The organism is Pseudomonas sp. AC083 (assembly GCF_979253165.1).
Genome location: NZ_CEEDDH010000024.1, coordinates 44495 through 69953 on the forward strand (window position 1 = coordinate 44495; position 25459 = coordinate 69953).

Genomic DNA, 25459 nt, shown 5'->3' on the forward strand with positions numbered 1-25459 from the left:
CAGGCTCGCTCCCACAGGGGAAAGCCTTTTACTGAATTTGCCGAGCTGGCGCAAAAGCTGCATCCAACGGCCATTCGCCGGTTTTCCGACACCGGCTTCTGGAGGAATAGGATGCGTAGCCTGGTTTTGCTGCTGGCCGTTTTGGCGCTTGGTGGCTGCATGAATGTCAGCGATATGGCCGAAGGCACTCGGTATCACATGAGCGATGCGGGGCTTCTGGACCATAGCGACAGCCGCCGGGTGAACAATATCCGCATTCAGCCGGACTCGTTCATCTTCATCGCCCAGGGCGCGTTCGCACCGCCGGGTGGTTCCTATCCACGGCCGAACGTGGTCGCCGAAGAAGCCTTCAAGGGCTTTGTCGAATATTTCCCGATGGTCCGCCGCGCCCGTGCGCCGGAAGGCCTCGATCAAGCCATGGGCGAAGCCCGTGATGCCGGCGCGCATTATCTGCTGTACACACGTTTCGCCAAGGCTGACGACCGCATCGGCAACTCTGACGAGTGGCTGGACCAGGAAGCCGTGGATCGCCTCGGTATCGACGGCGGCGTGATTCAGATCATGTTGATCGAGACCAGCACCCAGTATTTGATTGATACTGCACGGATCAAGAGTCGTGGCGGTTTACTGACGTTCCATGACTCCAAACCCGAAGACCTCATCGGTCCGCCGCTGGCGCAATACGCACGCAGCCTGCTGGGGATCGGCGACCAGTAATCAAGGAGTACGCCATGAGTGACCCGCAAACAGCCAATGACCTGCTGGGGCAGATCCCCAAGACCAAAGGCCTGCCACCGGTGCATTTGTGGAACCCGGATTTCTGCGGCGATATCGACATGCGCATCGCCCGCGACGGCACCTGGTACTACCTGGGCACGCCGATCGGGCGCAAGCCGATGGTCAAACTGTTCTCCACCATCATCCGCCGCGACGGCGATGATTATTTCCTGATCACTCCGGTCGAGAAGGTCGGCATCAAGGTCGATGACGCGCCGTTCGTAGCGGTTGCCGTGGAAGTGCAGGGCGAGGGTGAGGCGCAGGTTCTGCGTTTTACCAGCAACGTCGAGGAAACCATCGAGGCGGGGGCTGAACATCCGATCCGCGTCGAGATCGATCCTGAGACCCAAGAGCCTGCGCCTTATGTGCATGTGCGCAGCAACCTTGAAGCGTTGATTCACCGCAATGTGTTTTACCAGTTGGTGGAACTGGCGGTGAGCCGCGAGATCGACGGTCAGCGCTGGTTGGGCGTGTGGAGTGGCGGCGAGTTCTTTCGCATCGGTCTGGAACCTTAAAAGATCGCAGCCTTCGGCAGCTCCTACATGGCGTACACCTGTAAGAGCTGCCGGAGGCTGCGATCTTTTTTCGTTGACACCTAATCATATGATGATTAGCGTAGGCATCCATCGCGATTCGCCTTGAGGTGTACATGTCCAGCAGCTTTCATGCGTCGACCGTTGACTGGCTGGGCAGTTGGATTGCTGCCGGTCAGGTCAAGCCGGGGCAGACCATCAAGGTCGAGGCGGATCTGGGCGAACAGCTTGGTGTCAGCCGCACGGTGATTCGCGAAGCCATCAAAACCCTCGTCGCCAAAGGCATGCTCGAAGTCGGACCGAAAGTCGGCACGCGAGTGTTGCCGGTCCGGCGCTGGAATCTGTTCGATCCGCAAGTGGTCGGTTGGCTATCGCGCAACGGTTTGCCGGAAAACTTCGTCGATGACCTGCTGGATTTGCGCCGCACCATCGAGCCGATGGCGGTGCGCTGGGCCTGTGAGCGGGCGACGCCGGAGCAGATCGAAGCGGTGCAACTGGCCTTCAATGCACTGGAACGTGCGGTCGACGGCGGCATCGATTACAACCGCGCCGACCAGGCCTTCCACGAATGCATCCTGGCCGCCAGCCATAATCAGTTCATCGAACAAATGGTCCCGGCCCTCGGCGCGTTGCTGGCGGTGTCGTTCGAAGTCTCCGCCGCCGACCCCGATGAACTGCGCCGCACCTTGCCGATCCATAAAGACATGGCTGACGCCATCGCCGCGCGCGATTCGACCCGTGGCGTGTGGGCGTGCATGACCTTGATCGACAACGCCGATCTGGCGATAAAACGCTTTTATCCGAAAGTCATGGCCAGTAGAAAAGCTAGCTGAAAATGTCGAGACATCCTGTGGGAGCGAGCTTGCTCGCGAATGCGTCAGGTCAGATAAATCATCATTGACTGACACTCCGCCTTCGCGAGCCAGCTCGCTCCCACAGTAAAACAACAACTCAGAAGGACTTGATATGCCGTTCACCGCACTGACCCAACATCGCGCGCAACTCGGCGAAGGCCCGTTCTGGGATGCGCCGACCCAAGCGCTGTACTGGGTCGATATCGCTGGCAAACAAGCGTTGCGCCTCATCGGTCAAAACGTGCAGATCTGGCAGATGCCGGAGCACATCTCCGCCTTCATTCCCTGCGCCAGCGGCGATGCGTTGGTCACGCTCAGCAGCGGTGTCTATCGGCTGGATCTCGATTCACCCGGCCTCGAGCCCCGCTTGACACTGTTCTGTGTCGCCGACCCGCAACCGGGCAATCGCCCCAACGAAGCCCGTTGCGATGCCTTGGGCCGCTTGTGGCTTGGCACCATGCAGAACAACATCGGCGAGCACGGCGAGGATCTGCCGCTGGTGCGCCGTTCCGGTGGCCTGTTCCGTATCGATCCCGATCAGCGCGTCACACCGCTGCTGCTCGGCCTGGGCATTCCCAATACCTTGTTGTGGAGCGACGACGGCACCACGCTGCTGTTTGGTGAAAGTCTCGACAGCACGCTCAATCGATATTTCATCCGCACCGACGGCAGTCTCGATGCTCCGCAGGTCTTTTACTCATCCGATCAGAACGGCGGCCCCGACGGCTCGGCCATGGATGCTGAAGGCTACGTGTGGAATGCGCGTTGGGACGGCAGTTGCCTGCTGCGCCTGACGCCGGACGGGCAGGTCGATCGCAAAATCGATCTGCCGGTCAGTCGCCCGACCAGTTGCGTGTTTGGTGGCGAAGACTTGAAAACCCTGTTCATCACCAGTGCCAACAGCCCGCTGAATCATCCTCTGGACGGTGCGGTACTGAGCATGCGCGTTGATGTTGCAGGAAAACTCTGTACGCGTTTTGCTGGCTAGATCCCAAAATATGGGATGCAAAATTATATATTGAGATTATTTGGCGGTCGGGTTTATAGTCGGCTCCAGCAGTAACACGCACTCACACTTAAAAAGAACAAAACAGGTGAAGTGATGCAGCGAATTCTTCTCGCCCGCGCAAGCGGGATCCGCCTTTCGCCACGGCACAATGCCGGCGGAGATGCTTGCCTGTTTGTTTTCCCGAGCCGTCAGAACCGGTCATCGACCGATGGCCGGTTTTTTTGCGCCTGCGTGCAGGAGGCCTGAGCCATGGCTGAAGCGCTGACATTGCCGGCAGTGCCGCTGCCGCCGAAAGGCGAGCGCCTGAAAAACAAGGTCGTGCTGCTGACCGGGGCCGCTCAGGGCATCGGCGAAGCCATCGTCGCCGCCTTCGCCTCGCAGCAAGCCAGATTACTCATCAGCGACATCCAGGCCGACAAGGTCGAGCAGGTCGCCGCTCTCTGGCGCGATCAGGGCCATGACGTGCAGGCGCTCAAGGTCGACGTGTCGAATCAGCAGGATCTGCACGCCCTGGCCCGACGCGCCGTGGAATTGCATGGCCGCATCGACGTGCTGGTCAACTGTGCCGGGGTCAATGTGTTCCGCGATCCTTTGCAGATGACCGAAGAGGACTGGCGCCGCTGCTTCGCCATCGATCTGGACGGCGCCTGGTATGGCTGCAAAGCCGTGCTGCCGCAGATGCTCGAGCAGGGCGTGGGCAGCATCATCAACATCGCCTCGACCCATTCCAGCCACATCATTCCCGGCTGCTTCCCGTACCCGGTGGCCAAGCACGGCTTGCTCGGCCTGACCCGCGCGCTCGGCATCGAATACGCGGCCAAGGGCATTCGCGTCAACGCCATCGCGCCGGGCTACATCGAAACGCAGCTGAATGTTGATTACTGGAATGGCTTTGCCGATCCGCACGCCGAGAGGCAGCGCGCCTTCGACCTGCATCCGCCCAAGCGCATCGGCCAGCCGATCGAAGTGGCAATGACGGCGGTGTTTCTGGCCAGCGATGAGGCACCGTTTATCAACGCTTCGTGCATCACTATCGATGGTGGCCGCTCGGTGATGTACCACGACTGAATAAAACGGATCTCCAGCGCTGAACTACGCTTGAAATCCAATCATCATACGATATGACTATTTTCAACCAGCTTCACTGAGAACACGGCTTCAACGCTTTTCAAACCTTGCTCAAAAAAAATAACAAGGAGTCATCTGATGAAACGTCGTTTCGGGATTCGTACCCTGTGCAGCACTGCCCTGGCGGTCACTGCGTTCAGCCTGAGCAGTGCGCTGCTCGCCGCCGACGCGGTGAAGATCGGTTTTCTGGTCAAGCAGGCCGAAGAACCGTGGTTCCAGACCGAATGGGCTTTTGCCGAAAAAGCCGCCAAGGACAAAGGCTTTGAACTGATCAAGATCGCCGTGCCGGATGGCGAAAAGACCCTTTCGGCGATCGACAGCCTGGCCGCCAACGGCGCCAAGGGCTTCGTGATCTGCCCGCCGGACGTGTCTCTCGGCCCGGCCATCATGGCCAAAGCCAAGATCAACGACTTGAAAGTGATTGCCGTCGACGACCGTTTTGTCGATGCCAACGGCAAGTTCATGGAAGACGTGCCGTACCTGGGCATGGCCGCGTTTGAAGTCGGCCAGAAGCAGGGCGCCGCCATGGCCGCCGAAGCGAAAAAGCGTAACTGGGACTGGAAAGACACCTACGCGGTGGTCAACACCTATAACGAACTCGACACCGGCAAGAAGCGCACCGACGGTTCGGTCGATGCCCTGAAGAAGGCCGGCATGCCCGAGGATCACATCCTCTTCGCCGCACTGAAAACCCTCGACGTACCGGGCAGCATGGACGCCACCAACTCGGCGCTGGTGAAACTGCCGAGCGCGGCGAAAAACCTGATCATCGGCGGCATGAACGACAACACCGTGCTCGGCGGCGTGCGCGCCACCGAAGCGGCCGGTTTTGCCGCGAGCAACGTGATCGGCATCGGCATCAACGGCACCGACGCCATCGGCGAATTGAAAAAGCCTAACAGCGGCTTCTTCGGTTCGATGCTGCCAAGCCCGCACATCGAAGGCTACAAGACCGCCGAGATGATGTACGAGTGGATCACCGCCGGCAAAGAGCCGCCGAAGTACACCGCCATGGATGACGTCACCCTGATCACGCGCGAAAACTTCAAGCAAGAGCTGGAAAAAATCGGCTTGTGGAACTGAGGCAGCGACGGCCCGGGCAGCCGGGCCGTTTTTCGGTGTGAAGAGGTGGCTTTATGCACGCGCAAGTACAGACACAAGAACAACACGGCGCCAGCGGCAGCCTGCGCTTCAACGGGATCGGCAAGACCTTTCCCGGCGTGAAAGCGCTCGACGGCATCAGCTTCGTCGCCCACCCCGGTCAGGTTCATGCCTTGATGGGCGAGAACGGCGCGGGCAAATCGACCCTGCTGAAGATTCTCGGTGGTGCTTACATTCCGAGCAGCGGCGAGCTGCAGATTGGCGAGCAGGCGATGGCGTTCAAGTCCACCGCTGACAGCATCGGCAGCGGCGTCGCGGTGATTCACCAGGAACTGCATCTGGTCCCGGAAATGACCGTGGCCGAAAACCTGTTTCTCGGTCATCTGCCGGCCAGTTTCGGCCTGATCAATCGCAGTGAGCTGCGTCAGAAAGCCTTGAATTGCCTGAAAGGCCTGGCAGACGAAATCGATCCGCAAACCAAAGTCGGACGCTTGTCGCTGGGGCAGCGGCAGTTGGTGGAAATTGCCAAAGCGCTGTCGCGCGGCGCCCACGTTATCGCTTTCGACGAACCGACCAGTAGCCTTTCGGCACGCGAGATCGATCGCTTGATGGCGATCATCGGTCGTCTGCGCGACGAAGGCAAAGTGGTGCTCTACGTGTCCCATCGCATGGAAGAGGTCTTCCGCATTTGCGACGCCGTCACCGTGTTCAAGGACGGCCGCTACGTGCGTACCTTCGACGACATGAGCCAGTTGACCCACGATCAACTGGTGACCTGCATGGTCGGTCGCGACATTCAGGACATCTACGATTACCGCCATCGTCCGCGTGGCGCCGTGGCGTTGAAAGTCGACGGTCTGCTCGGTCCGGGCCTGCGCGAGCCGATCAGTTTCGAAGCGCACAAGGGCGAAATCCTTGGCCTGTTCGGACTGGTCGGGGCAGGGCGCACCGAGCTGTTTCGCCTGCTCAGCGGCCTGGAGCGCAACACCGCCGGCCGTCTCGAATTGCGCGGTCATGAGCTGAAACTGCGCTCGCCGCGTGACGCGATTGCCGCCGGCATTCTGCTCTGCCCGGAAGATCGCAAGAAAGAAGGCATCATCCCCCTGGCCAGCGTCGCCGAGAACATCAATATCAGTGCCCGTGGTGCGCATTCCGGGCTCGGCTGCCTGATTCGCGGCCTGTGGGAAAAGGGCAACGCCGACAAGCAGATCAAGGCCCTGAAAGTAAAAACCCCGCACGCCGGCCAGCAGATCAAGTTCCTTTCCGGCGGCAATCAGCAGAAGGCGATTCTCGGCCGCTGGCTGTCGATGCCGATGAAAGTCCTGCTGCTCGACGAACCGACCCGTGGCATCGATATCGGCGCCAAGGCCGAGATCTACCAGATCATTCATAACCTCGCCGCCGACGGTATTTCGGTGATCGTGGTGTCCAGCGATCTGATGGAAGTGATGGGCATTTCCGACCGCATCCTGGTGCTGTGCGAAGGCGCCCTGCGCGGCGAAGTCAGCCGCGACCAGGCCAATGAATCCAACCTGCTGCAACTGGCTTTGCCACGCCACCGCGCTGACGGCGTGGCGAACTGAGAGGTGACTATGATGACTACGCAAAACGAAACCCTGCCGACCGAGCGCAAACCGCTGGACATGCGGCGCTTCCTCGATGACTGGGTCATGCTGATGGCGGCGATCGGCATCTTTGTCGCCTGCACATTGCTGATCGACAACTTCCTCTCGCCGCTGAACATGCGTGGCCTGGGCCTGGCGATTTCCACCACCGGTATCGCCGCGTGCACCATGCTTTATTGCCTGGCGTCCGGGCACTTCGACCTCTCGGTCGGCTCGGTTATCGCCTGTGCCGGCGTGGTCGCGGCGGTGGTGATGCGTGACACCAACAGCGTGTTCCTCGGGGTCAGTGCGGCGCTGGTGATGGGCCTGATCGTCGGGCTGATCAACGGCATCGTGATTGCCAAGTTGCGCGTCAATGCCCTGATCACGACGCTGGCGACCATGCAGATCGTTCGCGGTCTGGCCTATATCTTTGCCAACGGCAAAGCGGTCGGCGTTTCGCAGGAATCGTTCTTCGTCTTCGGCAATGGCCAGCTGTTCGGCGTGCCGGTGCCGATCCTGATCACCATCGTCTGCTTCCTGTTCTTCGGCTGGCTGCTGAACTACACCACCTACGGGCGCAACACCATGGCCATCGGTGGCAACCAGGAAGCGGCGCTGCTGGCGGGCGTCAACGTCGACCGGACCAAGATCATCATCTTCGCCGTGCACGGTGTGATCGGTGCGCTGGCGGGTGTGATTCTGGCGTCGCGGATGACTTCCGGGCAGCCAATGATCGGTCAGGGTTTTGAACTGACGGTGATCTCGGCTTGCGTGCTGGGCGGGGTTTCGTTGAGTGGCGGCATCGGCATGATTCGCCATGTGATTGCCGGGGTGTTGATTCTGGCGATCATCGAAAACGCGATGAACCTGAAGAATATCGATACGTTTTATCAGTATGTGATTCGGGGTTCGATTCTGTTGCTGGCCGTGGTCATCGACCGCTTGAAACAGCGCTGACACAAGCACTTCCCTGTGGGAGCGAGCCTGCTCGCGAAGGCATTGGCACATCCAGCGTTGATGTGTCAGGGATACCGCCTTCGCGAGCAGGCTCGCTCCCACAGTTGATCGCGCCATTCCTGCCTTCTGTCATCTCCCTTAAATAATTCTTGCTCGTCAGCGACCGTTTCGGTTATCAATTTGTACATGATTAGACAGGTACGATTCGACAAGAAGCAAAGGGTGGTCGACGAGCTCGTCCGACGCATCGAGAGCGGCCTCATGGAGGACGGTTTTCTGTTGCCCGGCGAACATCAGTTGGCTCAAGAATTCCAGGTCAGCCGTGGCACCTTGCGTGAGGCGCTGGCCGAACTGAAGCGGCGTAATTACATCGCCACGCAGAGCGGTGTCGGCTCCATCGTCACTTTCGACGGTGTCGCGCTGGATCAGCGCAGCGGCTGGGCGCAGGCATTGGCCGACAGCGGGGCGCTGATCAATACCGAAGTGTTGCGCCTCGAAGCGGTGACTCGCCCGGATCTGCTGGTGCGTTTCGGCACCGATCAATTCATCACCCTCGACCGTCGCCGGCGCGCCACCGACGGTACGCTGGTGTCTCTGGAACGATCCTTGATGCCGGCCAACGGCGGCCTGGAAAGCCTGCCTCGCGTCGGTTTGATCGACAATTCCCTGACCATCACCCTGGCCGCCTACGGCTATATCGGCGAGCGCGGCGATCAGTGGATCGGCGCCGAGCCGCTGAATGCCGAAGACGCCGAGCTGCTCGGTCGCCCGGTCGGCACGGTGTTTCTCAAAGCCCTGCGCACCACCTACGACCGGCAGAACCGTTTCATGGAGCAGGTTGAAAGCCTGCTCGACCCGGTGCACTTTCGTCTGCACCTGCAATTCGGAGAATCGAAATGACCGCGCTCAATCGTGCGCTTGGCGCTTTCTATGGTCTGGCCCTGGGTGACGCGCTGGGCATGCCGACGCAATCGCTCGATCGCGAAACGATCAAGGCGCGCTTCGGCCAGATCACTGATCTGCAAGACGCCGGCCCACTGCAACCAATCGCCGCGAACATGCCCAAAGGCTCGATCACCGATGACACCGAGCAGGCGATTCTGGTCGGCGAATTACTGGTCGAAGGCCACGGCCGCATCGAGCCGGCGGTCCTCGCCCAGCGCTTGATCGAATGGGAAGCCGAGATGCAGGCCAAAGGCTCGCAGGACTTGCTCGGCCCCTCGACCAAACGCGCCATTGAAATGATCCTCGCCGGGCATTCGCCGGAAGAAGCCGGGCGCTACGGCACTACCAACGGCGCGGCGATGCGCATCACCCCGGTGGGCATTGCCGCGAACGTGGCCGATCCGCAGCGCTTCATTGCGGCGGTCGTGCAGGCTTGCCAAGTGACGCATAACACCACGCTGGGAATTTCCAGTGCGGCGGCGGTGGCGGCGGTGGTCTCTGCTGGCATCAATGACGTCGATCTCGGCGAGGCGCTGAACCTCGGCCAGCAGATCGCCCAGCAGGCCGAAGCCCACGGGCATTGGGTGGCTGGCGGGCGCATAGCCTCGCGTATCAGTTGGGCGCGCAGCATCAGTGTCGACAGCGACAAGGCGCTGCTGGCGGATCTGCTCTACGACGTAATCGGCACATCGGTGGCTTCGCAGGAGTCGGTGGTGGTTTCATTCGCCCTGGCCCAGCAAGTGGCCATCGGTGAAATGACGGCATTCGAAGCGCTGTGCATGGCTGCCAGCCTGGGCGGCGACACGGATACCATCGCGGCGATTCTCGGCGCCATGCTCGGGGCTTGCCTGGGCCTTGAGTGCTGGCCGGAGCAGATGATCGAAACGGTGAAAGCTGTTAATCAGCTGGAGCTTGAGCCTTTGGTGCAGGGGCTGTTGGCCTTGCGCTGACTGGCTGGCCTCTTCGCGAGCAGGCTCGCTCCCACAATTGGAATGCATTTCCTTGTGGGAGCGAGCCTGCTCGCGAAAGGGGCGGCGCATTTCTAAAGAATTCACACAGCAATGGATCGCACAGACAGGCCTCGGAAGGCCGGTTGTCTTGTTGTTTTGCATCATTGCCACAACCACAAAAAAGGCAAACAGGAGCATTTTTCATGAGTTCATCAACCGCCGGGCAAAGCGTCGGGCAATTGGAAACCCGGGGCATCGAGCCGGTACCGGAAGCCGAGTGCAACGGTCATCCGCTGCAACTGTTCTGGGTCTGGTTTGCGGCCAATATTTCCATCCTCGGCCTGCCGCTGGGCGCCACGCTGGTGGCGTTTCGCGGATTGGCGATCTGGCAGGCGATCATCGTCGCCATCCTCGGTGCCGCCGGCTCATTTGCCGTGGTCGGGATCATCTCGATTGCCGGGCGGCGTGGCCGCGCGCCGAGTCTGACGCTGTCCCGGGCAATTTTCGGCGTACGCGGCAACATCGGCCCGACGCTGGTTTCGCTGATGTCGCGTCTGGGTTGGGAAACCGTCAACACCACCACTGCGGCGTTTGTCCTGCTGTCGCTGTGCTCGATCCTGTTCGGCTCGCCGGTCGAGGCGAAAAGTGCGCCGGTACTGACGCTGATCTTCATCGCCATCTTCGTCCTGCTGACGTTGGCGGTGTCCGGCCTCGGCCACGCGACTTTGCTGGTGATCCAGAAGTGGGCGACGTACGTGTTCGGTGCGCTGAACATTCTCGTCGGTGGTTTCCTCTGCGCGACCATCGACTGGAGCGCGGTATTCAACGCCACGCCAGCACCACTGAGCGCGATGATCATCGGCATCGGCACCATGGCCGCCGGCACCGGCATCGGCTGGGCCAACGCCGGTGCCGACATGTCGCGCTATCAGCATCGCAGCGTCAAGGCTGTACGCCTGGTGGCGTCGGCGGCGTTCGGCGCGGGCATTCCGCTGGTGCTGCTGATCACTCTCGGCGGCTTGTTGTCGGTCGGCAACAATGATCTGGCGTCGGCGACTGATCCGATCGTGGCGATCCGCGACATGCTGCCGACGTGGATGGCCGTGCCGTACCTGATCACCGCGTTCGGCGGCCTGCTGCTGTCGAACAACCTGTCGGTGTACTCCGCCGGCCTGACCACGCTGACTCTGGGCCTGAAGGTCAAACGCGTCTACGCGGTCGTGGTCGACATTGTCGCGATCTTCGCCGGTTCGATCTACTTCATGCTGATCGCCGACAGTTTCTACGGCCCGTTCATCACCTTCATTTCCCTGCTCGCAGTGCCGATCACTGCCTGGGTCGGGATCTTCGTCGTCGACCTGATTCATCGCCACTACTACAGCCCCAAAGACCTGCTCGACGTCAGCCCGAGCAGCGCCTACTGGTATCGCGGCGGCATCGAGTGGCGCGCATTTGGCGCGTGGGCGATCGCCATCGTGCTTGGTTTCAGCTTCACCACCATCGGCACCACGGCGGAAAACGTCTGGTTCAAGGGCTTTCTGTCCGACTCCTGGCTAGGCCACAACGGCCTCGGCTGGATCGTGACCTTCGTCGTCGCCGGTGGCATTTACCTGGTACTTGGCGGTGCGAAAGATCGCCGCGCCGCGCAACCCGAGAATGCTCATGCCTAAGATGTTGCACACCGGCCAGGTCATCATCGACCTGGTCATGGCCGTGGATAAACTGCCGCAGATAGGCGGCGACGTGCTGGCGCAGTCGGCGGGGTTCGAAGCTGGCGGCGGTTTCAACGTGATGGCCGCTGCGGTGCGTAACGGTCTGCCGGTGGTTTACCTCGGTCGCCATGGCACGGGGCGTTTTGGTGACCTGGCGCGCCAAGCGATGCAGGCGGAAGGTATCTGCATCGGCATCCGCGAACCGGCCGAGCGCGATACCGGTCTGTGCGTGGCGCTGACCGACGCTTCGGCTGAACGCAGTTTCATTTCCTACATCGGCGCTGAAGGCGAGGTGACCGAGGAGGACCTGAACAGTGTGGCTGCCGAGCCCGGCGATTACGTTTATCTCAGCGGTTACAGTCTGCTGCACGAGGGCAAGGCGCAGGCGTTGCTCGACTGGACGCTGGCACTGCCGGCGTCGGTCAACGTGGTGTTCGATCCAGGGCCGTTGGTGGAGTCACCTGACGCGCCGATGATGCAGACGTTGCTGCCGCGCATTGATGTGTGGACCAGCAACAGTGTCGAGGCGCTGCGGTTTACCGGAGCTGATGAGATTGGTATCGCGATGGATCGCCTCGCGGAACTGCTGCCGGAAAGTGTGCTGATGGTCGTGCGCGACGGGCCGCAGGGTTGCTGGATTCAGCAGCGTGGTGAGCGCCGGCAGGTGCCGGGGTTTGCAGTGAAAGCGGTGGACAGCAATGGCGCTGGTGATGCGCATGCCGGGGTGTTTGTGGCCGGGTTGGCGCAGGGGCTGGATGCACTGGAGGCGGCGCGGCGGGCGAATGCGGCAGCCGCGTTGGCGGTAACTCGGTGGGGGCCGGCTACAGCGCCGGGGACGGCTGAGGTGGATGCGTTTATCCGCGAGTCCTGCGGCGACTGACATGAGGCCTTCGCGAGCAAGCTCGCTCCCACATTGGATCTACGTCGTACACAAATCTTCTGTAGGAGCTGCCGAAGGCTGCGATCTTTTGATCTTGAAAAGCAAAAGATCGCAGCTTTCGGCGGTTCCTACAGTGGGCGTCGTTCTAGCTCGCCTTGCGCAACGCCTCAATCAACTCCTGCTTGCGCATCGACGAGCGCCCCGGAATGTTCTTCGCCCGGGCCTCTTTCATCAGGCTATCGACAGTCTGCGTATCCTTCGAAGTCTCGCTGTTGCGTGAATGGCCCTTGCGGCTGGCCACCGCGCGGCGCGATGACTCTTTGCGATCTTCCGACTTGGCACTGGCGGGCTTCTTGCGCCCGGAGCCACCGGACTTCTCGCCGCCACCGGACTGTTTGTTGACCGTCGCCCAGGCGCGAGCCTCAGCCTCATCTTTCGACACGCCCTTTTTCTCGTAGCTGTCTTCGATGTGCTCGGCTTTGCGCTTCTGTTCGCTGGTGTATTTGTCTTTGCTTCCACGAGGCATGGGATTTCTCCTCCTGTGTGCAGATTCAACCGCTCGCCACGCCTGCAGCGAGCGGCTTCGGAACTATTGCTGATCGAGTTTCTGTGCGGCTTCTACGCCAGCCGCGCTGAGCTTGATCGGCAGGTTCAGCGAGTGTTCGCCCGCTTCGCTCATGGTCACATGACCATGATGAATCAGCCCGCGATCCTGCAGGGCGGCGAGGGCGCTGGCCACGACTTTCTCGCCCCGGTAATTGTCCAGCACCTCCTTGCCCAGGCCGTTGGGATGGGCGTGCAGCAGGCGGGTGAGGACTTCTTTTTCCAGGTCTTTGTCGACGTTCATGGTTACCTCTTCATGGGAGTGAATAGGGCGCTCGCGTCGGCGAACTACTGACCGGCACCTTCGGAACCGGAGCCACCAGTGGTGGTCTTCGAGCCGACACCGGGGCCGGCATTGTCAGGCGCAGTGCCAGGAGAATCAGGCGTGTTCATGCCACCCTGACGCCCCGGATCGCTGCCTTGAGTGCGCGGGTCGGTGCCGGTGGCGGGTGGCTGATTGATCAGCGGCACGCCGGAACCATCGGTATTCATTCCGGGGGCACTGTTGATAGCGGGCGCGCGTGGCGGGGTCGGATCGGTAGGGCCAGTGCCCGCTGCCGTGGACGAGGCGGCGAACACCGCAGGGCAGAGCAGGGCGCTGAAGACTAAAGCGGTCAACCTTGACGGGATCATAGGGCTTCTCCAGTGATTGGAATCCTTACACTGGGTTGGTCAGCCCTGGTGACGGATTGGTGCCTGATGATCGACGAACGGTCTTCGCCAGAGGCGCGTGGCCGCTGTTCAGACGATGCCAATTTCCTCCTTGAACTGCTCCATGAAACCCTTCAGTCGTTGATGACGAATGTGCGCCAGGCGCTGACCGGTCACCGTTTGAAAACCGTCGGCCAGATGTAGCAGTTTGGTCTGGAAATGATCGAGGCAAAAACGCGTGTCGTCGTACTCACGCTCAAGCGCTTCGGGATCCTGCGGGTCGTACAGCGCCGAGCCCATGCGTCCGGCCACATAGAAGGTTCGGGCAACACCGAGCATGCCCAGCGAGTCGAGGCGATCGGCGTCCTGGACGATTTTCGCTTCGAGCGTGATTGGGGTGATGTTGGCAGAGAAGCTGTGGGCTTCGATGGCGTGGGCGACGTTGATGATTTTCTCGTTGGGCCAGTCCAATTCCTTCAGCACGGACGAAGCTTTGTCCGCTGCCAGACGCGAAGCTTGCGAGCGAAGCGGCGAGTTTTTTTCGACCGATACGCAGTCGTGCAACAGCACCGCTGCGAGCAAAACCTCCAGATCGCCGCCTTCGGTTGCATGCAGGGTGCGTGCGGTGTGCCACACCCGCTGCAGGTGGGCGACGTCGTGGGCGCCGTCATCTGACGGCTCCAGTGTGTGCCTAATAAGCGCTGATGCCAGTGCTTCCATCGGCGCAAAACAGTTAACGGTCATAAGCATCCTTTCAGAATTTGCGATATCAACTGTGGGAGCGAGCCTGCTCGCGAAAGCGTCATTTCAGTCAGATGTTGATTCAACTGACGGAATGCTTTCGCGAGCAGGCTCGCTCCCACAAGGGCAACAGTGTTCAGTAAATTGGGCAGGTCAGTATGTTTTGCCATGTGACGAGCGCCGCTGCGCGCCTTAGTATGACGCTTTAATTTGCAGACAAGGCCTGTCCATGACGATCGAAATCCGCCCGGCGACCCCCAGCGATGCGCCGCAAATCCTCGCCTTCATCACCGAACTGGCAGATTTCGAGAAGGCCCGTCACGAAGTCATCGCCAGCGTCGCCGACATCGAACGCAGTCTGTTCGGCGACGGCGCCACCGCCCACGGCCTGATCTGCCTGCGCGACGGCTTGCCGATCGGCTTCGCGGTGTTCTTCTTCAGTTATTCAACGTGGCTGGGCAGCAATTGCCTGTACCTCGAAGACCTCTACATCACCCCCGAACAACGTGGCGGCGGCGCCGGCAAAACCCTGCTGCGCCACCTGGCAAAAATCGCCTGCGCCAACGACTGCGGCCGCTTCGAATGGAGCGTGCTGGAATGGAACACCCCGGCCATCGAATTCTACAAGTCGCTCGGTGCGCAACCGCAGGAGGAATGGGTGCGGTATCGCATGGATGGCAAGGTGTTGCGCGAATTCGCCGAGGGCTGAGCACAATGATGGCAATCTACTACTGATTCAGTTGTCGCCACCGCTCTAGTCCGGCATTCTGTGCGCCATTTTTGCGCGCTCATGGACGACACCTGCAATGCATCTGGCAAAATTTCTCCGCGCCTGTGGAACCCTCGCTGCGTCAATGAGTGACCAGCTATGAGCGGACTGCAGGCGTCTATGCGTCTGTATGGTCTGGTGAAAACTACCGGCTCTTCTGACGACCCGAATCGACAGGCTGTCGAAATTCTCTGCATGGCCCAGCGCACTGGCGGCCTGGCTATACGGGCTTTCGTGTCGCGGCTCGACGCTGAGTTGATGTCGCGCAGCGCCGGCCTCGGCGAATACCGTGTGGTAGCGCTGAGAACCTTTGATCCAACTGCGATTATCGACGCTCATCAAGGCTGGCTGATGCTGCACATCTGTTGCGGCTTCGTCGCTCTCGCCGGTCATTCTCTGTTGAAAAACGGTGCGTTGATCCCGATGGGCTGGCACGTCTACTCCGAAGTAGGGCGCTGGACCTCCAGGCATCATCTGGACCTTGGCGTGGAAATGGGCGACTTGCTGCAATCGACTTTCGAGCGCAATCACCTGCGCAACTACAACGCCTGGCTCAACGAACTTGATGATGCAACGCCTGCCGAGTTGAGTTGGCAAGCCAACGAAGCCTGGCGTGCCATACAAACCGCGACATCACCTGAAAGCCGTGAGCATTGTCATGCTTTGTTCGACCCAGTCGACAATCGCTGGCGCTTTGCCGCGACCGACATCGACATCTATCAGCCATCCCCGGCACCCCTTAAGCAAGGAGCTTTGAATTGAGTGGTAAACCCGCAGCTCGCGTCTCCGACCCAACCGCCTGCCCACTGCCAGGTCACGGCACCAACCCGATTGTCTCCGGCTCGCCGGACGTATTCTTCGACGGCCTCGCTGCTGCCCGCATGACCGATAAATCAGCGTGTGGCAGCCCTATCACCGGAGCGGTCTCCGGCACTGTTTTCATTAACGGCCTGAACGCCGCGATTCTCGATAGCACTGGTGGGCATGGCAATGTCGTGATCGGTGGCTCGGGCACGGTGATCATCGGCCAAAGTGGGGGAGGGGCCGCATTTAGTGGGCTGTTGCCGATGCCTGTGCATTTCACTGACAGGTTGCAAGTAGTCAATCAGGACACCGGAGAGCCGGTCTCTTATCACCCTTACATCATTCAGCGGGGTGACGGCAGTGAAGAGTCTGGCGTGACGGATGCGGCGGGATTTACCCATACCGTCAGTTCTCACCTGGCTGAGACGATTAAATTACTTGTGGAGTAATTAGAGATGGCAAATGGAAGTGCTACAGCAGAGGCTCCACCACCGCCAATGGCGAAAAGGGATCCCGTGAGTCATACACTTACTTGCAAGACAGATCAATCGGTCAAGCAAGTAACAGTAAGCATCCGCGATGCAATGGTTTTTCTTGTTGGTGGAGCTGGCGATCAGGAACGGTATTACGTTGATGGTCCCAATCACAATGTCGACTATGTGCGAGACATGGTCGACGCGGACATCGAAGCACTGGAAATACAGAAATCTTGTACGACGTTGCCTCTTGGTTATAACTCATTTATGAGTGAGGAGGATTTGGAGCGTAACGTTATTCGAAAAATTCCAAGTTGCAATACTGCGATTTATATCATTGGCCACAGTTTGGGTGGCTGGAACGGTGCTCATTTGTCTGCCGTTTTAACCGAGCGCGGTTTCAAAATAAAAATTTTGGTGACCCTGGATCCCGTAGGACACGGCAAAATCGTATATGGTATTTCGAAAATATATCGTCAGGTTCCCAAGCCTAAAGCGCAGTATTGGGTAAATATCAGGGCAGCCGCGGTCGATTGGAACCTGTCAGATCTGGTTGCAGACTTCGGTGAGCAATGGGAGATCTCCGAAGGACCGAACGTCATGGGGCGGCTCGATATCAATCACGCAGATGCCAACTCTATGTATGCTCACGCCTTGCCCGGTGGAAAGTCAGCGCGACAGATTGTAGCGGAGTCAATATTCAAGTGGATTAAGGGGTAACAACCTGTGAAGGTTTTAATCTTGACAATATGTATGTCGGTTCTCTCGGCTTGTTCTTTGAATCATGGTCGGCCCATTGCTAACCTTAAATACGAAAAGACAGAGCGGCTTCGTACTACCGGAATTTATCAAGTTTATTTCAAGTCCGACGTGGAACTTCTCGGCCTGTTCAAGTCGTCTATAGGGCGTGGGCTGGTCTGCTCGTTGACAAATGACCTTGATTTTTCTCAGGCACATCGAATTAAACAGTACGGCTTCGGGTTTATCGAGAGGGTTTCGCCGGACTCGTTAACTTACAGGGCAGATGTCATTTTTGACGAGTCGGTAGACGATGAGGGGGGAGAAAGGCGCCTGAAAGGGGAAACACTGGATCCCTTTTTAAAAGCCAGAGATTCCTTTTCCTGTGTGTATAGAGTCCACTCCACTACATACAAGACGTATTTTTCCAAGATTATGCGGGTACCTAGCGCGGATTTGCTGACAACTGAACCTGCAAAATAAAAACTATCCCGTCCGGCCTTGCCTCTTTCGAGGGCCGCTCTCCCTGAATTTTTCCCGACCGCAGCGGCATGGCGAACCTTGCATTTTTGTCCGTGCAAGCCTGACTCGGCCCTTCCCGGCATTCGATCGCCATCGTTGCAGCCCAAGGGCGGCGTTTTGAGTGAGGTGATACCGTTACTGTTGATGCTTCCCATAATGTGGGATTGATATTTATATATTGAGATTTCCCGTCCCTCGGGTTTATAGTCCGTCGCACTCACTGCCAAAAACAAAACAGGTGAAGCGATGCAGGCGCAATTGATCGCGCTCGATTGGGGGACGACCTCATTACGTGCTTACAAACTCGCGGCGGACGGTGTGGTGCTGGAGCAGCGTGCGCTGTCGTCCGGGATTATGCAGTTGCCCAAGACCCCGCGAATCATCCACGGCCGTGAATGCGCCGATGGTTTTGAACTGGCCTTCGACGAAGCCTGTGGTGACTGGCTCGATGCGCAGCCGGATCTGCCGGTAATCGCTTGCGGCATGGTCGGCAGTGCGCAGGGCTGGCGCGAGGCGGCTTACTGCGAGACGCCGGCCGACGTCGCCCATCTCGGAAATTCCCTACAAACCGTTGTCAGCTTGCGCGGTACGCCGGTGCATATCGTCCCGGGCGTGATCCAGCGTTCGCGTCTGCCGAATGTAATGCGTGGCGAAGAAACCCAAGTCCTCGGCGTGCTGCAGAGTCTGCCGGCCGAGGCGGGTAACGATCTGCTGATCGGCCTGCCCGGCAGCCACTCGAAATGGGTGGAAGTGGTCGATGGCCGCATCACCCATTTCGACACGTTCATGACCGGCGAAGTGTTTGCCGTGCTCAGCGAGCACAGCATCCTCGGTCGTACCCAACAACCGAGCGCGACCTTCGATGCGCAGGCGTTCGATCGCGGCGTGCAGATCGCGCTGTCGGCGGATGCCGAGCTCGGTGTGCTGTCGACCTTGTTCAGCGCCCGTACCCTCGGTCTTACCGGCGAACTGAGCCCGACTGCTCAAGCGGATTATCTCTCCGGCCTGATGATCGGCCATGAGCTGGCCGCACTCGCCAACGTGCAGAGGCGCCGGCGCAATCAAGCGAATCTTCCATCGATCGTGCTCATCGGCAATGCGCAGCTGTGCGCGCGTTATCGCCGTGCCCTCGACGCCTGCGGCTTTGCTCAGGTGACGCTGGCCGAGCAGGCCACCGAGCGTGGCCTGTGGCAACTGGCGCGTGCCGCCGGACTGATCGATTCCTCATCCCGTTAACCCTGACTGGAGGCCTGACATGCTCAAGCAAGCACTGGCACAAAACGGTCTGATCGCGATTCTGCGTGGCCTGCAACCGCAGGAAGCGGCGGCTGTCGGAGAAGTCCTGTATTCCGCCGGATTTCGCGTCATCGAAGTACCGCTCAATTCCCCATCGCCGTACGAAAGTATCCGCATCCTGCGTGACGCGCTGCCCGCCGATTGCCTGATTGGTGCCGGCACGGTGCTCAGCCCCGAGCAGGTCGAGCAGGTGAAAGCGGCTGGCGGCCAAGTGGTCGTCATGCCGCACAGCGATGCCAAAGTGTTGCGCGCGGCGAAAGCGGCGGGGCTGTACCTGTCGCCGGGCGTGGCCACGCCGACCGAAGCCTTCGCCGCATTGGCCGAGGGCGCGGACATTCTCAAGCTGTTTCCGGCCGAGCAAATGAATCCAGCGGTCGTCAAAGCCTGGCTCGCGGTATTGCCAGCCGGCACGGTGCTGGCGCCGGTCGGCGGCATTACGCCGGACAACATGCAAGCCTTTATCGATGCCGGTGTGAAAGGTTTCGGTCTCGGTTCCGGCCTGTTCAAACCGGGCATGACGCCCGAGCAGGTGGCCGTCAACGCCAAGGCCTACGTGGCTGCCTGGAAAGCCCTGCGTTAAGACTTTTTGGCGCTGTGTGCGCTGCATCTAATAAAAGCTGCATTTACAAAAGAGAGCAGAGATGAAAATCACCAAACTCACGACCTTCATCGTTCCGCCGCGCTGGTGCTTCCTCAAGGTCGAAACCGACGAGGGCGTGACCGGTTGGGGCGAGCCTGTTGTCGAAGGGCGCGCGCATACCGTAGCGGCTGCGGTGGAAGAACTGTCCGACTACCTGATCGGCAAAGACCCGCGCAATATCGAAGACATCTGGACCGTGCTCTATCGCGGCGGCTTCTACCGTGGCGGCGCGATTCACATGAGCGCGCTGGCCGGTATCGATCAGGCGTTGTGGGACATCAAGGGCAAGGCCCTCGGTGTGTCGGTCAGCGATCTGCTCGGTGGCCAGGTGCGCGACAAGATTCGTGTCTATTCGTGGATCGGCGGCGACCGTCCGGCCGACACCGCGCGTGCGGCGAAAGAAGCGGTGAGCCGTGGTTTCACGGCGGTGAAAATGAACGGCACCGAAGAACTGCAGTTCCTCGACACCTTCGAGAAGGTCGACCTCGCCTTGGCCAACGTCGCCGCCGTGCGTGATGCGGTCGGGCCGAACGTCGGTATCGGCGTCGACTTCCACGGCCGCGTGCACAAGCCGATGGCCAAGGTGCTGATGAAGGAGCTCGACCCGTACAAACTGATGTTCATCGAAGAACCGGTGCTCAGCGAAAACTACGAAGCATTGAAAGAACTGGCGCCGCTGACCAGCACGCCGATTGCCCTCGGCGAGCGGCTGTTCTCGCGCTGGGACTTTAAACGGGTGTTGAGCGAAGGCTACGTCGACATTATCCAGCCGGATGCCTCCCACGCCGGCGGCATCACCGAAACCCGCAAGATCGCCAACATGGCCGAAGCCTACGACGTCGCGCTGGCGCTGCATTGCCCGCTAGGCCCGATCGCCCTGGCGGCCTGTTTACAACTCGACGCGGCTTGTTACAACGCCTTCATCCAGGAGCAGAGCCTGGGCATCCATTACAACGAGAGCAACGACTTGCTCGACTATGTGAAGGATCCGCGCGTCTTCGACTACGACCAAGGCTTCGTCAAGATCCCGAACGGCCCGGGGCTGGGCATCGAGATCAACGAGGAGTACGTGATCGAGCGTGCGGCAGTCGGCCACCGCTGGCGCAACCCGATCTGGCGTCATGCCGATGGCAGCTTTGCCGAGTGGTGATCTCCTGATTCAGCACTGATCCCTGTGGGAGCGAGCCTGCTCGCGAATGCAATGTCACATCCGCCATCCATGTGACTGACCCGACGCTTTCGCGAGCAGGCTCGCTCCCACAGTTTGATCTCCAGGGAGAGGAGATCTGCGTCATGACCTCAACAAACATAAAAAGAGGCATCTCTCATGCAAACGCATACCCTCTCCGGGCAGGCGTCTTTAGTCACGCCTAGCCGCAAGCGATTTTTCATCATGGTGTTGCTGTTCATCACCGTGGTCATCAATTACCTCGACCGCAGCAACCTGTCGATTGCCGCGCCAGCGCTGACCAGTGAGCTGGGCATCGATCCGGTTCATGTCGGTCTGATCTTCTCCGCGTTCGGCTGGACTTACGCCGCGATGCAGATACCCGGCGGCTGGCTGGTCGATCGCGTGCCGCCACGCATCCTTTACAGCGTCGCGCTGCTGCTGTGGTCGGTGGCCACAGTGATGCTCGGTTTCGTCAGCAGCTTCATCGCCCTGTTCGTGCTGCGCATGGCCGTCGGTGCGCTGGAAGCGCCGGCCTATCCGATCAACAGTCGCGTGGTTACGACCTGGTTCCCTGAGCGCGAGCGCGCCACGGCGATCGGTTTCTACACCTCCGGGCAGTTTGTCGGTCTGGCCTTCCTGACCCCGGTACTGGCGTGGCTGCAACATGCATTCGGCTGGCACATGGTGTTCGTCGCCACGGGCGCGGTGGGCATTCTCTGGGCGCTGATCTGGTACGCGGTGTATCGCGAGCCGCGCGATTTCAAAGGCACCAACCAGGCGGAAATCGACCTGATTCGTGAAGGCGGCGGGCTGGTCGATATCCAGGCCGAGACGGCTAAGGTCAAGGCCAGATTCAGCTGGACCGATCTGGGCATCGTCCTCAGTAAACGCAAGTTGTGGGGCATCTACCTTGGCCAGTTCTGCCTGAACTCGACGCTGTGGTTCTTCCTCACCTGGTTTCCGACCTATCTGGTGAAATATCGCGGCATGGACTTCATCAAGTCCGGTCTGCTCGCATCGCTGCCGTTTCTTGCCGCGTTCGTCGGTGTGTTGTGCTCGGGATTCTTTTCCGACTTCCTGATCCGTCGCGGCTACACCGTGGGCTTCGCGCGCAAACTGCCGATCATTGGCGGGCTGCTGATTTCGACTTCGATCATCGGCGCCAACTTTGTCGAGTCGACGCCGCTGGTGATTGCCTTCCTCGCCCTGGCATTTTTCGGCAACGGTCTGGCGTCGATCACCTGGTCACTGGTGTCGACGCTGGCACCGGCGCGGTTGCTCGGTCTGACCGGTGGCGTGTTCAACTTCATCGGCAACCTGTCGGCGATTGCTACGCCGATCGTGATCGGCTTCCTCGCCAGCGGCGATTCGTTCGCGCCGGCGATCACCTACATCGCCGTGCTCGCGCTGGTCGGTGCCTTGTCCTACGTGCTGCTGGTGGGCAAGGTCGAGCGTATCGAGTTGTAGTGCTCAGTCTCGGGCGACCATAATGCCGCCCGTTCCTTCGCTCAACGGTAAAAGGCTGGATATGCAGGAAGACGCCCCGGAAAAAACCAAGGACGCCACGCCCACTGGCACCCAGACCCTGCTGCGCGGCCTCGGTGTGGTGCAGGCGGTGGCCAGTGGCGCGCGCGATCTCAAGGAGATTGCCCGGCTGATCGGCACCACGCGCAGCACCACTCATCGCCTGGCCAGTTGCCTGGTCGACGAGCGTTATCTGCGCGTGGTGCCGCAAATCGGTTATCTGCTCGGGCCGAAACTGATCGAACTGGGCTTTCAGGCCCGCGAAGAGTTGCCACTGGTGACCCTGGCCGGGCCGTATCTGGACGAGCTCTCGGCACTGACCGGCGACACGGTACATTTAGGGATCAGGGAAGGCGACGAAGTGCTGTACCTGCTGAAGAATCCAGGACGCAACGGCCCGGAAATGCGCTCGCGGGTCGGCCATCGCATGCCGCTGGTGCGCACCGGGATCGGCAAGGCGTTGATGCTCGATGACTCGCCGCAGGATTGGCGGCGGCTGTACGACATCAGCCTGCCGGCGGGTGGCAAAAGTCAGTTCTGGCCGCAGCATCCCCAGCAGTCGTGGGAACAGCTTGAGCAGCGCATGGGCGAATACGTTGCCGGTGGCTACGCGTTCGATCTGGAAGACAACGAACCGTCGATCCGCTGTGTGGCGGCGCCGATTCGTGATGCGAGCAAGGGCATAGTCGCGGCGATCAGTATCGCCAGCACCGTGCCGTACATGCCGCTGGAAAAAATGGCCGAGTTGATCCCCCTGCTCAAAGGGGTCACAACCCGGCTGTCGGCGGAGCTGGGCTTGAAGGTGTAAGCCGTGAAGGTTTAGGCCTTCAGCGTCGCCATGTCGATGACGAAGCGGTACTTGACGTCACCGGCAATCATCCGCGCGTAGGCTTCGTTGATCTGGCGGATGTCGAGCATTTCGATGTCGCAGGTGATGTTGTGCTCGGCGCAGAAATCCAGCACTTCCTGGGTTTCGGCGATACCACCGATCAAGGACCCGGCCAGCACGCGGCGGCTCATCACCAGTTTGCCGGCGTGAACGGGCGGGTTCACCGGCTCGATCAGGCCGACCAGAATGTGCACGCCGTCGAAACGCAGGGTGTCGAGGTACGGGTTCAAATCGTGTTGCACCGGAATGGTGTCGAGCAGGAAGTCGAAGTAGCCGGCCGCGGCCTTCATCTGCTCGGCATCGGTGGAGACGATGACGTGATCGGCGCCCTGACGGCGACCTTCTTCAGCCTTGCTCGCCGAGCGGGTGAACAGCGTGACTTCCGCGCCCATCGCCTTGGCGAACTTGATGCCCATGTGGCCGAGGCCGCCCATGCCGAGAATCCCGACCTTGTCACCGGCCTTGACGCCGTAGTGCTTGAGCGGAGAGTAGGTGGTGATACCGGCACAGAGAATCGGTGCGGCGCTGGCCAGAGCCAGTTTCTCGGGGATGCGCACAACGAAGTGTTCGCTGACCACGATGCTGTCGGAGTAACCGCCCATGGTGTTGCTGCCATCGACCCGGTCCGGGGTGGCGTAGGTCATGGTCGGGCCTTCGAGGCAATATTGCTCGAGGTTCGCCTGGCAGGCGTCGCAGCTGCGGCAGGAGTCGACCATGCAGCCGACGCCAACCAGATCGCCTACCTTGTGACGGGTGACATTCGCACCGACAGCGGTGACTTTTCCGACAATCTCATGGCCGGGCATCAGCGGATAAACGGCGATGCCCCATTCGTTGCGGGCCTGATGGATGTCGGAATGGCAGACGCCACAGTAGAGAATTTCGATCGCCACATCGTCGGCGCGCGGGCTGCGGCGTTCGAATTTCATCGGGGCGAGGGGAGTGGTGGCCGACTGGGCGGCATAGCCGATGGCGGTGTACATGGGTGACCTCGCAAAAACAGTGACAAGTGAGGTGGTGAATTCTGGCCGCCAGAGGCGGGGGCGGCCATGACGATTTCTCCGGGTCTCATGCCTAATCCTCCGGCATGCGGGTTTCGGCGATCGCATTGGCCAGCGGATCTGCGATGATGTTTTCATCCCTTTTTCCGTGAATTTTACGAAGACCTATTCGATGCAGTTGACCCGTCATCTTGATGCCAATGCCCGGCTGGTTTCGTTGATCGAACCGCTGGCGCTGCGCGATGGCTACAGCCAGACCGGCCTGCCCGGTGTGCAGATTTTGCGCGCCAGTTGCGACGTCGCCCGTGGCCCGCATATTTACGAGCCGAGCCTGATGATCATCGCCCAGGGCAGCAAACTGGCGTTCCTCGGCCCACGAACCATGGAATATGGCGCCGGGCATTACCTGATCCAGGCGCTGCCGGTGCCGTTCGAATGCGAAACCTTTGCCTTGCCCGACGCGCCATTGCTTGGTGTGTCGGTGGCGATCGATCGTGTCCTGCTCGGCGAACTGGTGCTGGCCATGGGGCTGGCGCCGGGTCGGCATATTCCGGCGCAGACGCCGGAGTCGATGACCTCGGTGGTGCTCGACGATGGCATGCGCGGTTGTGTCGAACGGCTGCTCAGCTGTCTGCACGATCCGCTGGAATGCCAGATTCTCGGCCCGGCACGGGTTCGCGAGTTATTGTTCGTCGCGCTGCGCGGGCCGCAGGCGGATGTGTTGCGGGCGTTGGTCGAGCAACAAGGGCAATTCGCCCGGGTGGCGGCGTCGATCAGCCATCTGCATGCGCATTACACCGAGCCGCTGAATGTCGAGACTTTGGCCGGTTGCGCGAACATGAGCGTGTCGACCTTTCATGAGCATTTCAAACGCAGCACGCTGTTGTCGCCGGTCCAGTATCTGAAGCGTTTACGTTTGTTGAAGGCGCAAACGCTGCTGGTGGCGGAGGGGCTGGGCGTGGCGCAGGTGGCGCATCGAGTGGGGTATCAGAGCACGTCGCAATTCAGTCGCGAATACAAGCGTTACTTCGAACGCAGTCCGGGGGATGAGCGCGCTGCCTGATCCGACGATATCCCCTGTGGGAGCGAGCCTGCTCGCGAAGTCGGTGCATCAGTCGACATCATCTTCATATGACACACCGCTTTCGCGAGCAGGCTCGCTCCCACAGTTGTTTTGTGGT

General features: G+C 60.1%; 27 protein-coding genes. 22 read left to right on the forward strand and 5 right to left on the reverse strand.

Annotation, left to right across the window (positions count from 1 at the left end; translation table 11 throughout):
- The first annotated feature begins 111 nt into the window (after positions 1–111).
- The 12 genes from AC0IXA_RS25370 to AC0IXA_RS25425 all read left to right on the forward strand — a co-directional run bounded on the left by AC0IXA_RS25370 (position 112) and on the right by AC0IXA_RS25425 (position 12453).
- A complete protein-coding gene (locus AC0IXA_RS25370; protein ID WP_024013915.1) occupies positions 112–717 on the forward strand; it encodes a DUF4823 domain-containing protein in 606 nt (201 codons plus the stop codon).
- 14 nt (positions 718–731) lie between these two features.
- Positions 732–1292: a DUF1285 domain-containing protein gene (locus AC0IXA_RS25375; protein ID WP_016770978.1), complete on the forward strand. Its 561-nt coding sequence runs from the start codon at positions 732–734 to the stop codon at positions 1290–1292.
- A 134-nt stretch (positions 1293–1426) separates the two neighbouring features.
- Positions 1427–2143, forward strand: coding sequence for a FadR/GntR family transcriptional regulator (locus AC0IXA_RS25380; RefSeq protein ID WP_341639312.1), 717 nt, complete (start codon positions 1427–1429; stop codon positions 2141–2143).
- 133 nt (positions 2144–2276) lie between these two features.
- Positions 2277–3152: an SMP-30/gluconolactonase/LRE family protein gene (locus tag AC0IXA_RS25385; protein ID WP_341639313.1), complete on the forward strand. Its 876-nt coding sequence runs from the start codon at positions 2277–2279 to the stop codon at positions 3150–3152.
- Between the two features lie 270 nt (positions 3153–3422).
- Positions 3423–4241, forward strand: coding sequence for an SDR family oxidoreductase (locus AC0IXA_RS25390; protein WP_341639314.1), 819 nt, complete (start codon positions 3423–3425; stop codon positions 4239–4241).
- Positions 4242–4379: 138 nt separating this feature from the next.
- Entirely contained in the window at positions 4380–5384 is a 1005-nt protein-coding gene (locus tag AC0IXA_RS25395; RefSeq protein ID WP_016770973.1) for a substrate-binding domain-containing protein, read from the forward strand.
- A gap of 53 nt (positions 5385–5437) precedes the next feature.
- The gene (gene araG, locus AC0IXA_RS25400; protein ID WP_041479431.1) at positions 5438–6985 is read left to right on the forward strand and encodes an L-arabinose ABC transporter ATP-binding protein AraG; all 1548 of its coding nucleotides are present in this window, start codon (positions 5438–5440) and stop codon (positions 6983–6985) included.
- A gap of 12 nt (positions 6986–6997) precedes the next feature.
- A complete protein-coding gene (gene araH, locus AC0IXA_RS25405) occupies positions 6998–7966 on the forward strand; it encodes an L-arabinose ABC transporter permease AraH (protein ID WP_471814716.1) in 969 nt (322 codons plus the stop codon).
- 186 nt (positions 7967–8152) lie between these two features.
- Positions 8153–8866 carry a GntR family transcriptional regulator gene (locus AC0IXA_RS25410; protein WP_016770970.1) on the forward strand — a complete coding sequence of 238 codons (714 nt, stop codon included), beginning with the start codon at positions 8153–8155 and terminating at the stop codon, positions 8864–8866.
- On the forward strand, positions 8863–9861 hold the full coding sequence (locus tag AC0IXA_RS25415) for an ADP-ribosylglycohydrolase family protein (RefSeq protein WP_341639315.1): 999 nt from the start codon (positions 8863–8865) through the stop codon (positions 9859–9861). Before AC0IXA_RS25410 ends, AC0IXA_RS25415 begins: the two co-directional genes overlap by 4 nt.
- A gap of 203 nt (positions 9862–10064) precedes the next feature.
- Entirely contained in the window at positions 10065–11531 is a 1467-nt protein-coding gene (locus tag AC0IXA_RS25420) for a purine-cytosine permease family protein (protein ID WP_341639316.1), read from the forward strand.
- Positions 11524–12453, forward strand: a complete 930-nt coding sequence (locus AC0IXA_RS25425; RefSeq protein WP_471814717.1) for a PfkB family carbohydrate kinase — start codon at positions 11524–11526, stop codon at positions 12451–12453. The genes AC0IXA_RS25420 and AC0IXA_RS25425 overlap by 8 nt, the downstream gene beginning before the upstream one ends.
- A 145-nt stretch (positions 12454–12598) precedes the next feature.
- Here AC0IXA_RS25425 and AC0IXA_RS25430 read toward each other — a convergent pair whose 3' ends face one another.
- The 4 genes from AC0IXA_RS25430 to AC0IXA_RS25445 all read right to left on the reverse strand — a co-directional run bounded on the left by AC0IXA_RS25430 (position 12599) and on the right by AC0IXA_RS25445 (position 14451).
- Positions 12599–12979: a Rho termination factor N-terminal domain-containing protein gene (locus tag AC0IXA_RS25430; protein ID WP_071173202.1), complete on the reverse strand. Its 381-nt coding sequence runs from the start codon at positions 12977–12979 to the stop codon at positions 12599–12601.
- Positions 12980–13042: 63 nt separating this feature from the next.
- Positions 13043–13300, reverse strand: coding sequence for a hypothetical protein (locus tag AC0IXA_RS25435; protein ID WP_471814718.1), 258 nt, complete (start codon positions 13298–13300; stop codon positions 13043–13045).
- A gap of 44 nt (positions 13301–13344) precedes the next feature.
- Complete coding sequence (locus AC0IXA_RS25440) at positions 13345–13689, reverse strand: hypothetical protein (RefSeq protein ID WP_341639318.1); 345 nt, start codon at positions 13687–13689, stop codon at positions 13345–13347.
- 108 nt (positions 13690–13797) lie between these two features.
- Positions 13798–14451, reverse strand: a complete 654-nt coding sequence (locus AC0IXA_RS25445) for an HD domain-containing protein (RefSeq protein ID WP_471814719.1) — start codon at positions 14449–14451, stop codon at positions 13798–13800.
- Positions 14452–14677: 226 nt separating this feature from the next.
- On the opposite strand from AC0IXA_RS25445, the gene AC0IXA_RS25450 reads away from it, so the two are divergent.
- The 9 genes from AC0IXA_RS25450 (at position 14678) to AC0IXA_RS25490 (ending at position 23196) form a co-directional block, all read left to right on the forward strand.
- Positions 14678–15157 (forward strand): GNAT family N-acetyltransferase, encoded by a 480-nt coding sequence (locus AC0IXA_RS25450; protein WP_064361472.1) that lies wholly within the window; start codon positions 14678–14680, stop codon positions 15155–15157.
- Positions 15158–15316: 159 nt separating this feature from the next.
- Positions 15317–15979, forward strand: a complete 663-nt coding sequence (locus tag AC0IXA_RS25455) for a hypothetical protein (RefSeq protein ID WP_136492937.1) — start codon at positions 15317–15319, stop codon at positions 15977–15979.
- Positions 15976–16470, forward strand: a complete 495-nt coding sequence (locus AC0IXA_RS25460) for a PAAR domain-containing protein (protein ID WP_471814720.1) — start codon at positions 15976–15978, stop codon at positions 16468–16470. Before AC0IXA_RS25455 ends, AC0IXA_RS25460 begins: the two co-directional genes overlap by 4 nt.
- A gap of 6 nt (positions 16471–16476) precedes the next feature.
- Complete coding sequence (locus AC0IXA_RS25465) at positions 16477–17217, forward strand: alpha/beta hydrolase (protein WP_110646008.1); 741 nt, start codon at positions 16477–16479, stop codon at positions 17215–17217.
- Between the two features lie 786 nt (positions 17218–18003).
- A complete protein-coding gene (locus AC0IXA_RS25470; RefSeq protein WP_264365606.1) occupies positions 18004–18993 on the forward strand; it encodes a 2-dehydro-3-deoxygalactonokinase in 990 nt (329 codons plus the stop codon).
- A 19-nt stretch (positions 18994–19012) separates the two neighbouring features.
- Positions 19013–19633, forward strand: a complete 621-nt coding sequence (locus tag AC0IXA_RS25475) for a 2-dehydro-3-deoxy-6-phosphogalactonate aldolase (protein WP_471814721.1) — start codon at positions 19013–19015, stop codon at positions 19631–19633.
- A 61-nt stretch (positions 19634–19694) separates the two neighbouring features.
- Positions 19695–20843 (forward strand): galactonate dehydratase, encoded by a 1149-nt coding sequence (gene dgoD, locus AC0IXA_RS25480; RefSeq protein WP_016770960.1) that lies wholly within the window; start codon positions 19695–19697, stop codon positions 20841–20843.
- A gap of 177 nt (positions 20844–21020) precedes the next feature.
- A complete protein-coding gene (locus tag AC0IXA_RS25485; protein ID WP_122507574.1) occupies positions 21021–22331 on the forward strand; it encodes an MFS transporter in 1311 nt (436 codons plus the stop codon).
- 61 nt (positions 22332–22392) lie between these two features.
- Positions 22393–23196 carry an IclR family transcriptional regulator gene (locus AC0IXA_RS25490; RefSeq protein ID WP_130911919.1) on the forward strand — a complete coding sequence of 268 codons (804 nt, stop codon included), beginning with the start codon at positions 22393–22395 and terminating at the stop codon, positions 23194–23196.
- Between the two features lie 11 nt (positions 23197–23207).
- Here AC0IXA_RS25490 and AC0IXA_RS25495 read toward each other — a convergent pair whose 3' ends face one another.
- On the reverse strand, positions 23208–24260 hold the full coding sequence (locus AC0IXA_RS25495; protein ID WP_341639323.1) for an NAD(P)-dependent alcohol dehydrogenase: 1053 nt from the start codon (positions 24258–24260) through the stop codon (positions 23208–23210).
- A 190-nt stretch (positions 24261–24450) separates the two neighbouring features.
- Here AC0IXA_RS25495 and AC0IXA_RS25500 point away from each other — a divergent pair, with 190 nt between their 5' ends.
- A complete protein-coding gene (locus tag AC0IXA_RS25500; RefSeq protein WP_016770956.1) occupies positions 24451–25341 on the forward strand; it encodes an AraC family transcriptional regulator in 891 nt (296 codons plus the stop codon).
- Positions 25342–25459: the final 118 nt, after the last annotated feature.

Excerpts from the sequence above, each read along its gene's own strand:
- AC0IXA_RS25455 (WP_136492937.1), top strand. The coding sequence starts at position 15,317 with ATGAGCGGACTGCAGGCGTCTATGCGTCTGTATGGTCTGGTGAAAACT.
- AC0IXA_RS25420 (WP_341639316.1), top strand. The coding sequence starts at position 10,065 with ATGAGTTCATCAACCGCCGGGCAAAGCGTCGGGCAATTGGAAACCCGG.
- AC0IXA_RS25470 (WP_264365606.1), top strand. The coding sequence starts at position 18,004 with ATGCAGGCGCAATTGATCGCGCTCGATTGGGGGACGACCTCATTACGT.
- AC0IXA_RS25370 (WP_024013915.1), top strand. The coding sequence starts at position 112 with ATGCGTAGCCTGGTTTTGCTGCTGGCCGTTTTGGCGCTTGGTGGCTGC.
- araH (WP_471814716.1), top strand. The coding sequence starts at position 6,998 with ATGACTACGCAAAACGAAACCCTGCCGACCGAGCGCAAACCGCTGGAC.
- AC0IXA_RS25435 (WP_471814718.1), bottom strand. The coding sequence starts at position 13,300 with ATGAACGTCGACAAAGACCTGGAAAAAGAAGTCCTCACCCGCCTGCTG.
- dgoD (WP_016770960.1), top strand. The coding sequence starts at position 19,695 with ATGAAAATCACCAAACTCACGACCTTCATCGTTCCGCCGCGCTGGTGC.
- AC0IXA_RS25385 (WP_341639313.1), top strand. The coding sequence starts at position 2,277 with ATGCCGTTCACCGCACTGACCCAACATCGCGCGCAACTCGGCGAAGGC.
- AC0IXA_RS25395 (WP_016770973.1), top strand. The coding sequence starts at position 4,380 with ATGAAACGTCGTTTCGGGATTCGTACCCTGTGCAGCACTGCCCTGGCG.
- AC0IXA_RS25475 (WP_471814721.1), top strand. The coding sequence starts at position 19,013 with ATGCTCAAGCAAGCACTGGCACAAAACGGTCTGATCGCGATTCTGCGT.
- AC0IXA_RS25490 (WP_130911919.1), top strand. The coding sequence starts at position 22,393 with ATGCAGGAAGACGCCCCGGAAAAAACCAAGGACGCCACGCCCACTGGC.
- AC0IXA_RS25415 (WP_341639315.1), top strand. The coding sequence starts at position 8,863 with ATGACCGCGCTCAATCGTGCGCTTGGCGCTTTCTATGGTCTGGCCCTG.
- AC0IXA_RS25440 (WP_341639318.1), bottom strand. The coding sequence starts at position 13,689 with ATGATCCCGTCAAGGTTGACCGCTTTAGTCTTCAGCGCCCTGCTCTGC.
- AC0IXA_RS25390 (WP_341639314.1), top strand. The coding sequence starts at position 3,423 with ATGGCTGAAGCGCTGACATTGCCGGCAGTGCCGCTGCCGCCGAAAGGC.
- AC0IXA_RS25445 (WP_471814719.1), bottom strand. The coding sequence starts at position 14,451 with ATGACCGTTAACTGTTTTGCGCCGATGGAAGCACTGGCATCAGCGCTT.
- AC0IXA_RS25425 (WP_471814717.1), top strand. The coding sequence starts at position 11,524 with ATGCCTAAGATGTTGCACACCGGCCAGGTCATCATCGACCTGGTCATG.
- AC0IXA_RS25465 (WP_110646008.1), top strand. The coding sequence starts at position 16,477 with ATGGCAAATGGAAGTGCTACAGCAGAGGCTCCACCACCGCCAATGGCG.
- AC0IXA_RS25375 (WP_016770978.1), top strand. The coding sequence starts at position 732 with ATGAGTGACCCGCAAACAGCCAATGACCTGCTGGGGCAGATCCCCAAG.
- AC0IXA_RS25495 (WP_341639323.1), bottom strand. The coding sequence starts at position 24,260 with ATGTACACCGCCATCGGCTATGCCGCCCAGTCGGCCACCACTCCCCTC.
- araG (WP_041479431.1), top strand. The coding sequence starts at position 5,438 with ATGCACGCGCAAGTACAGACACAAGAACAACACGGCGCCAGCGGCAGC.
- AC0IXA_RS25485 (WP_122507574.1), top strand. The coding sequence starts at position 21,021 with ATGCAAACGCATACCCTCTCCGGGCAGGCGTCTTTAGTCACGCCTAGC.
- AC0IXA_RS25410 (WP_016770970.1), top strand. The coding sequence starts at position 8,153 with ATGATTAGACAGGTACGATTCGACAAGAAGCAAAGGGTGGTCGACGAG.
- AC0IXA_RS25450 (WP_064361472.1), top strand. The coding sequence starts at position 14,678 with ATGACGATCGAAATCCGCCCGGCGACCCCCAGCGATGCGCCGCAAATC.
- AC0IXA_RS25500 (WP_016770956.1), top strand. The coding sequence starts at position 24,451 with ATGCAGTTGACCCGTCATCTTGATGCCAATGCCCGGCTGGTTTCGTTG.
- AC0IXA_RS25430 (WP_071173202.1), bottom strand. The coding sequence starts at position 12,979 with ATGCCTCGTGGAAGCAAAGACAAATACACCAGCGAACAGAAGCGCAAA.
- AC0IXA_RS25380 (WP_341639312.1), top strand. The coding sequence starts at position 1,427 with ATGTCCAGCAGCTTTCATGCGTCGACCGTTGACTGGCTGGGCAGTTGG.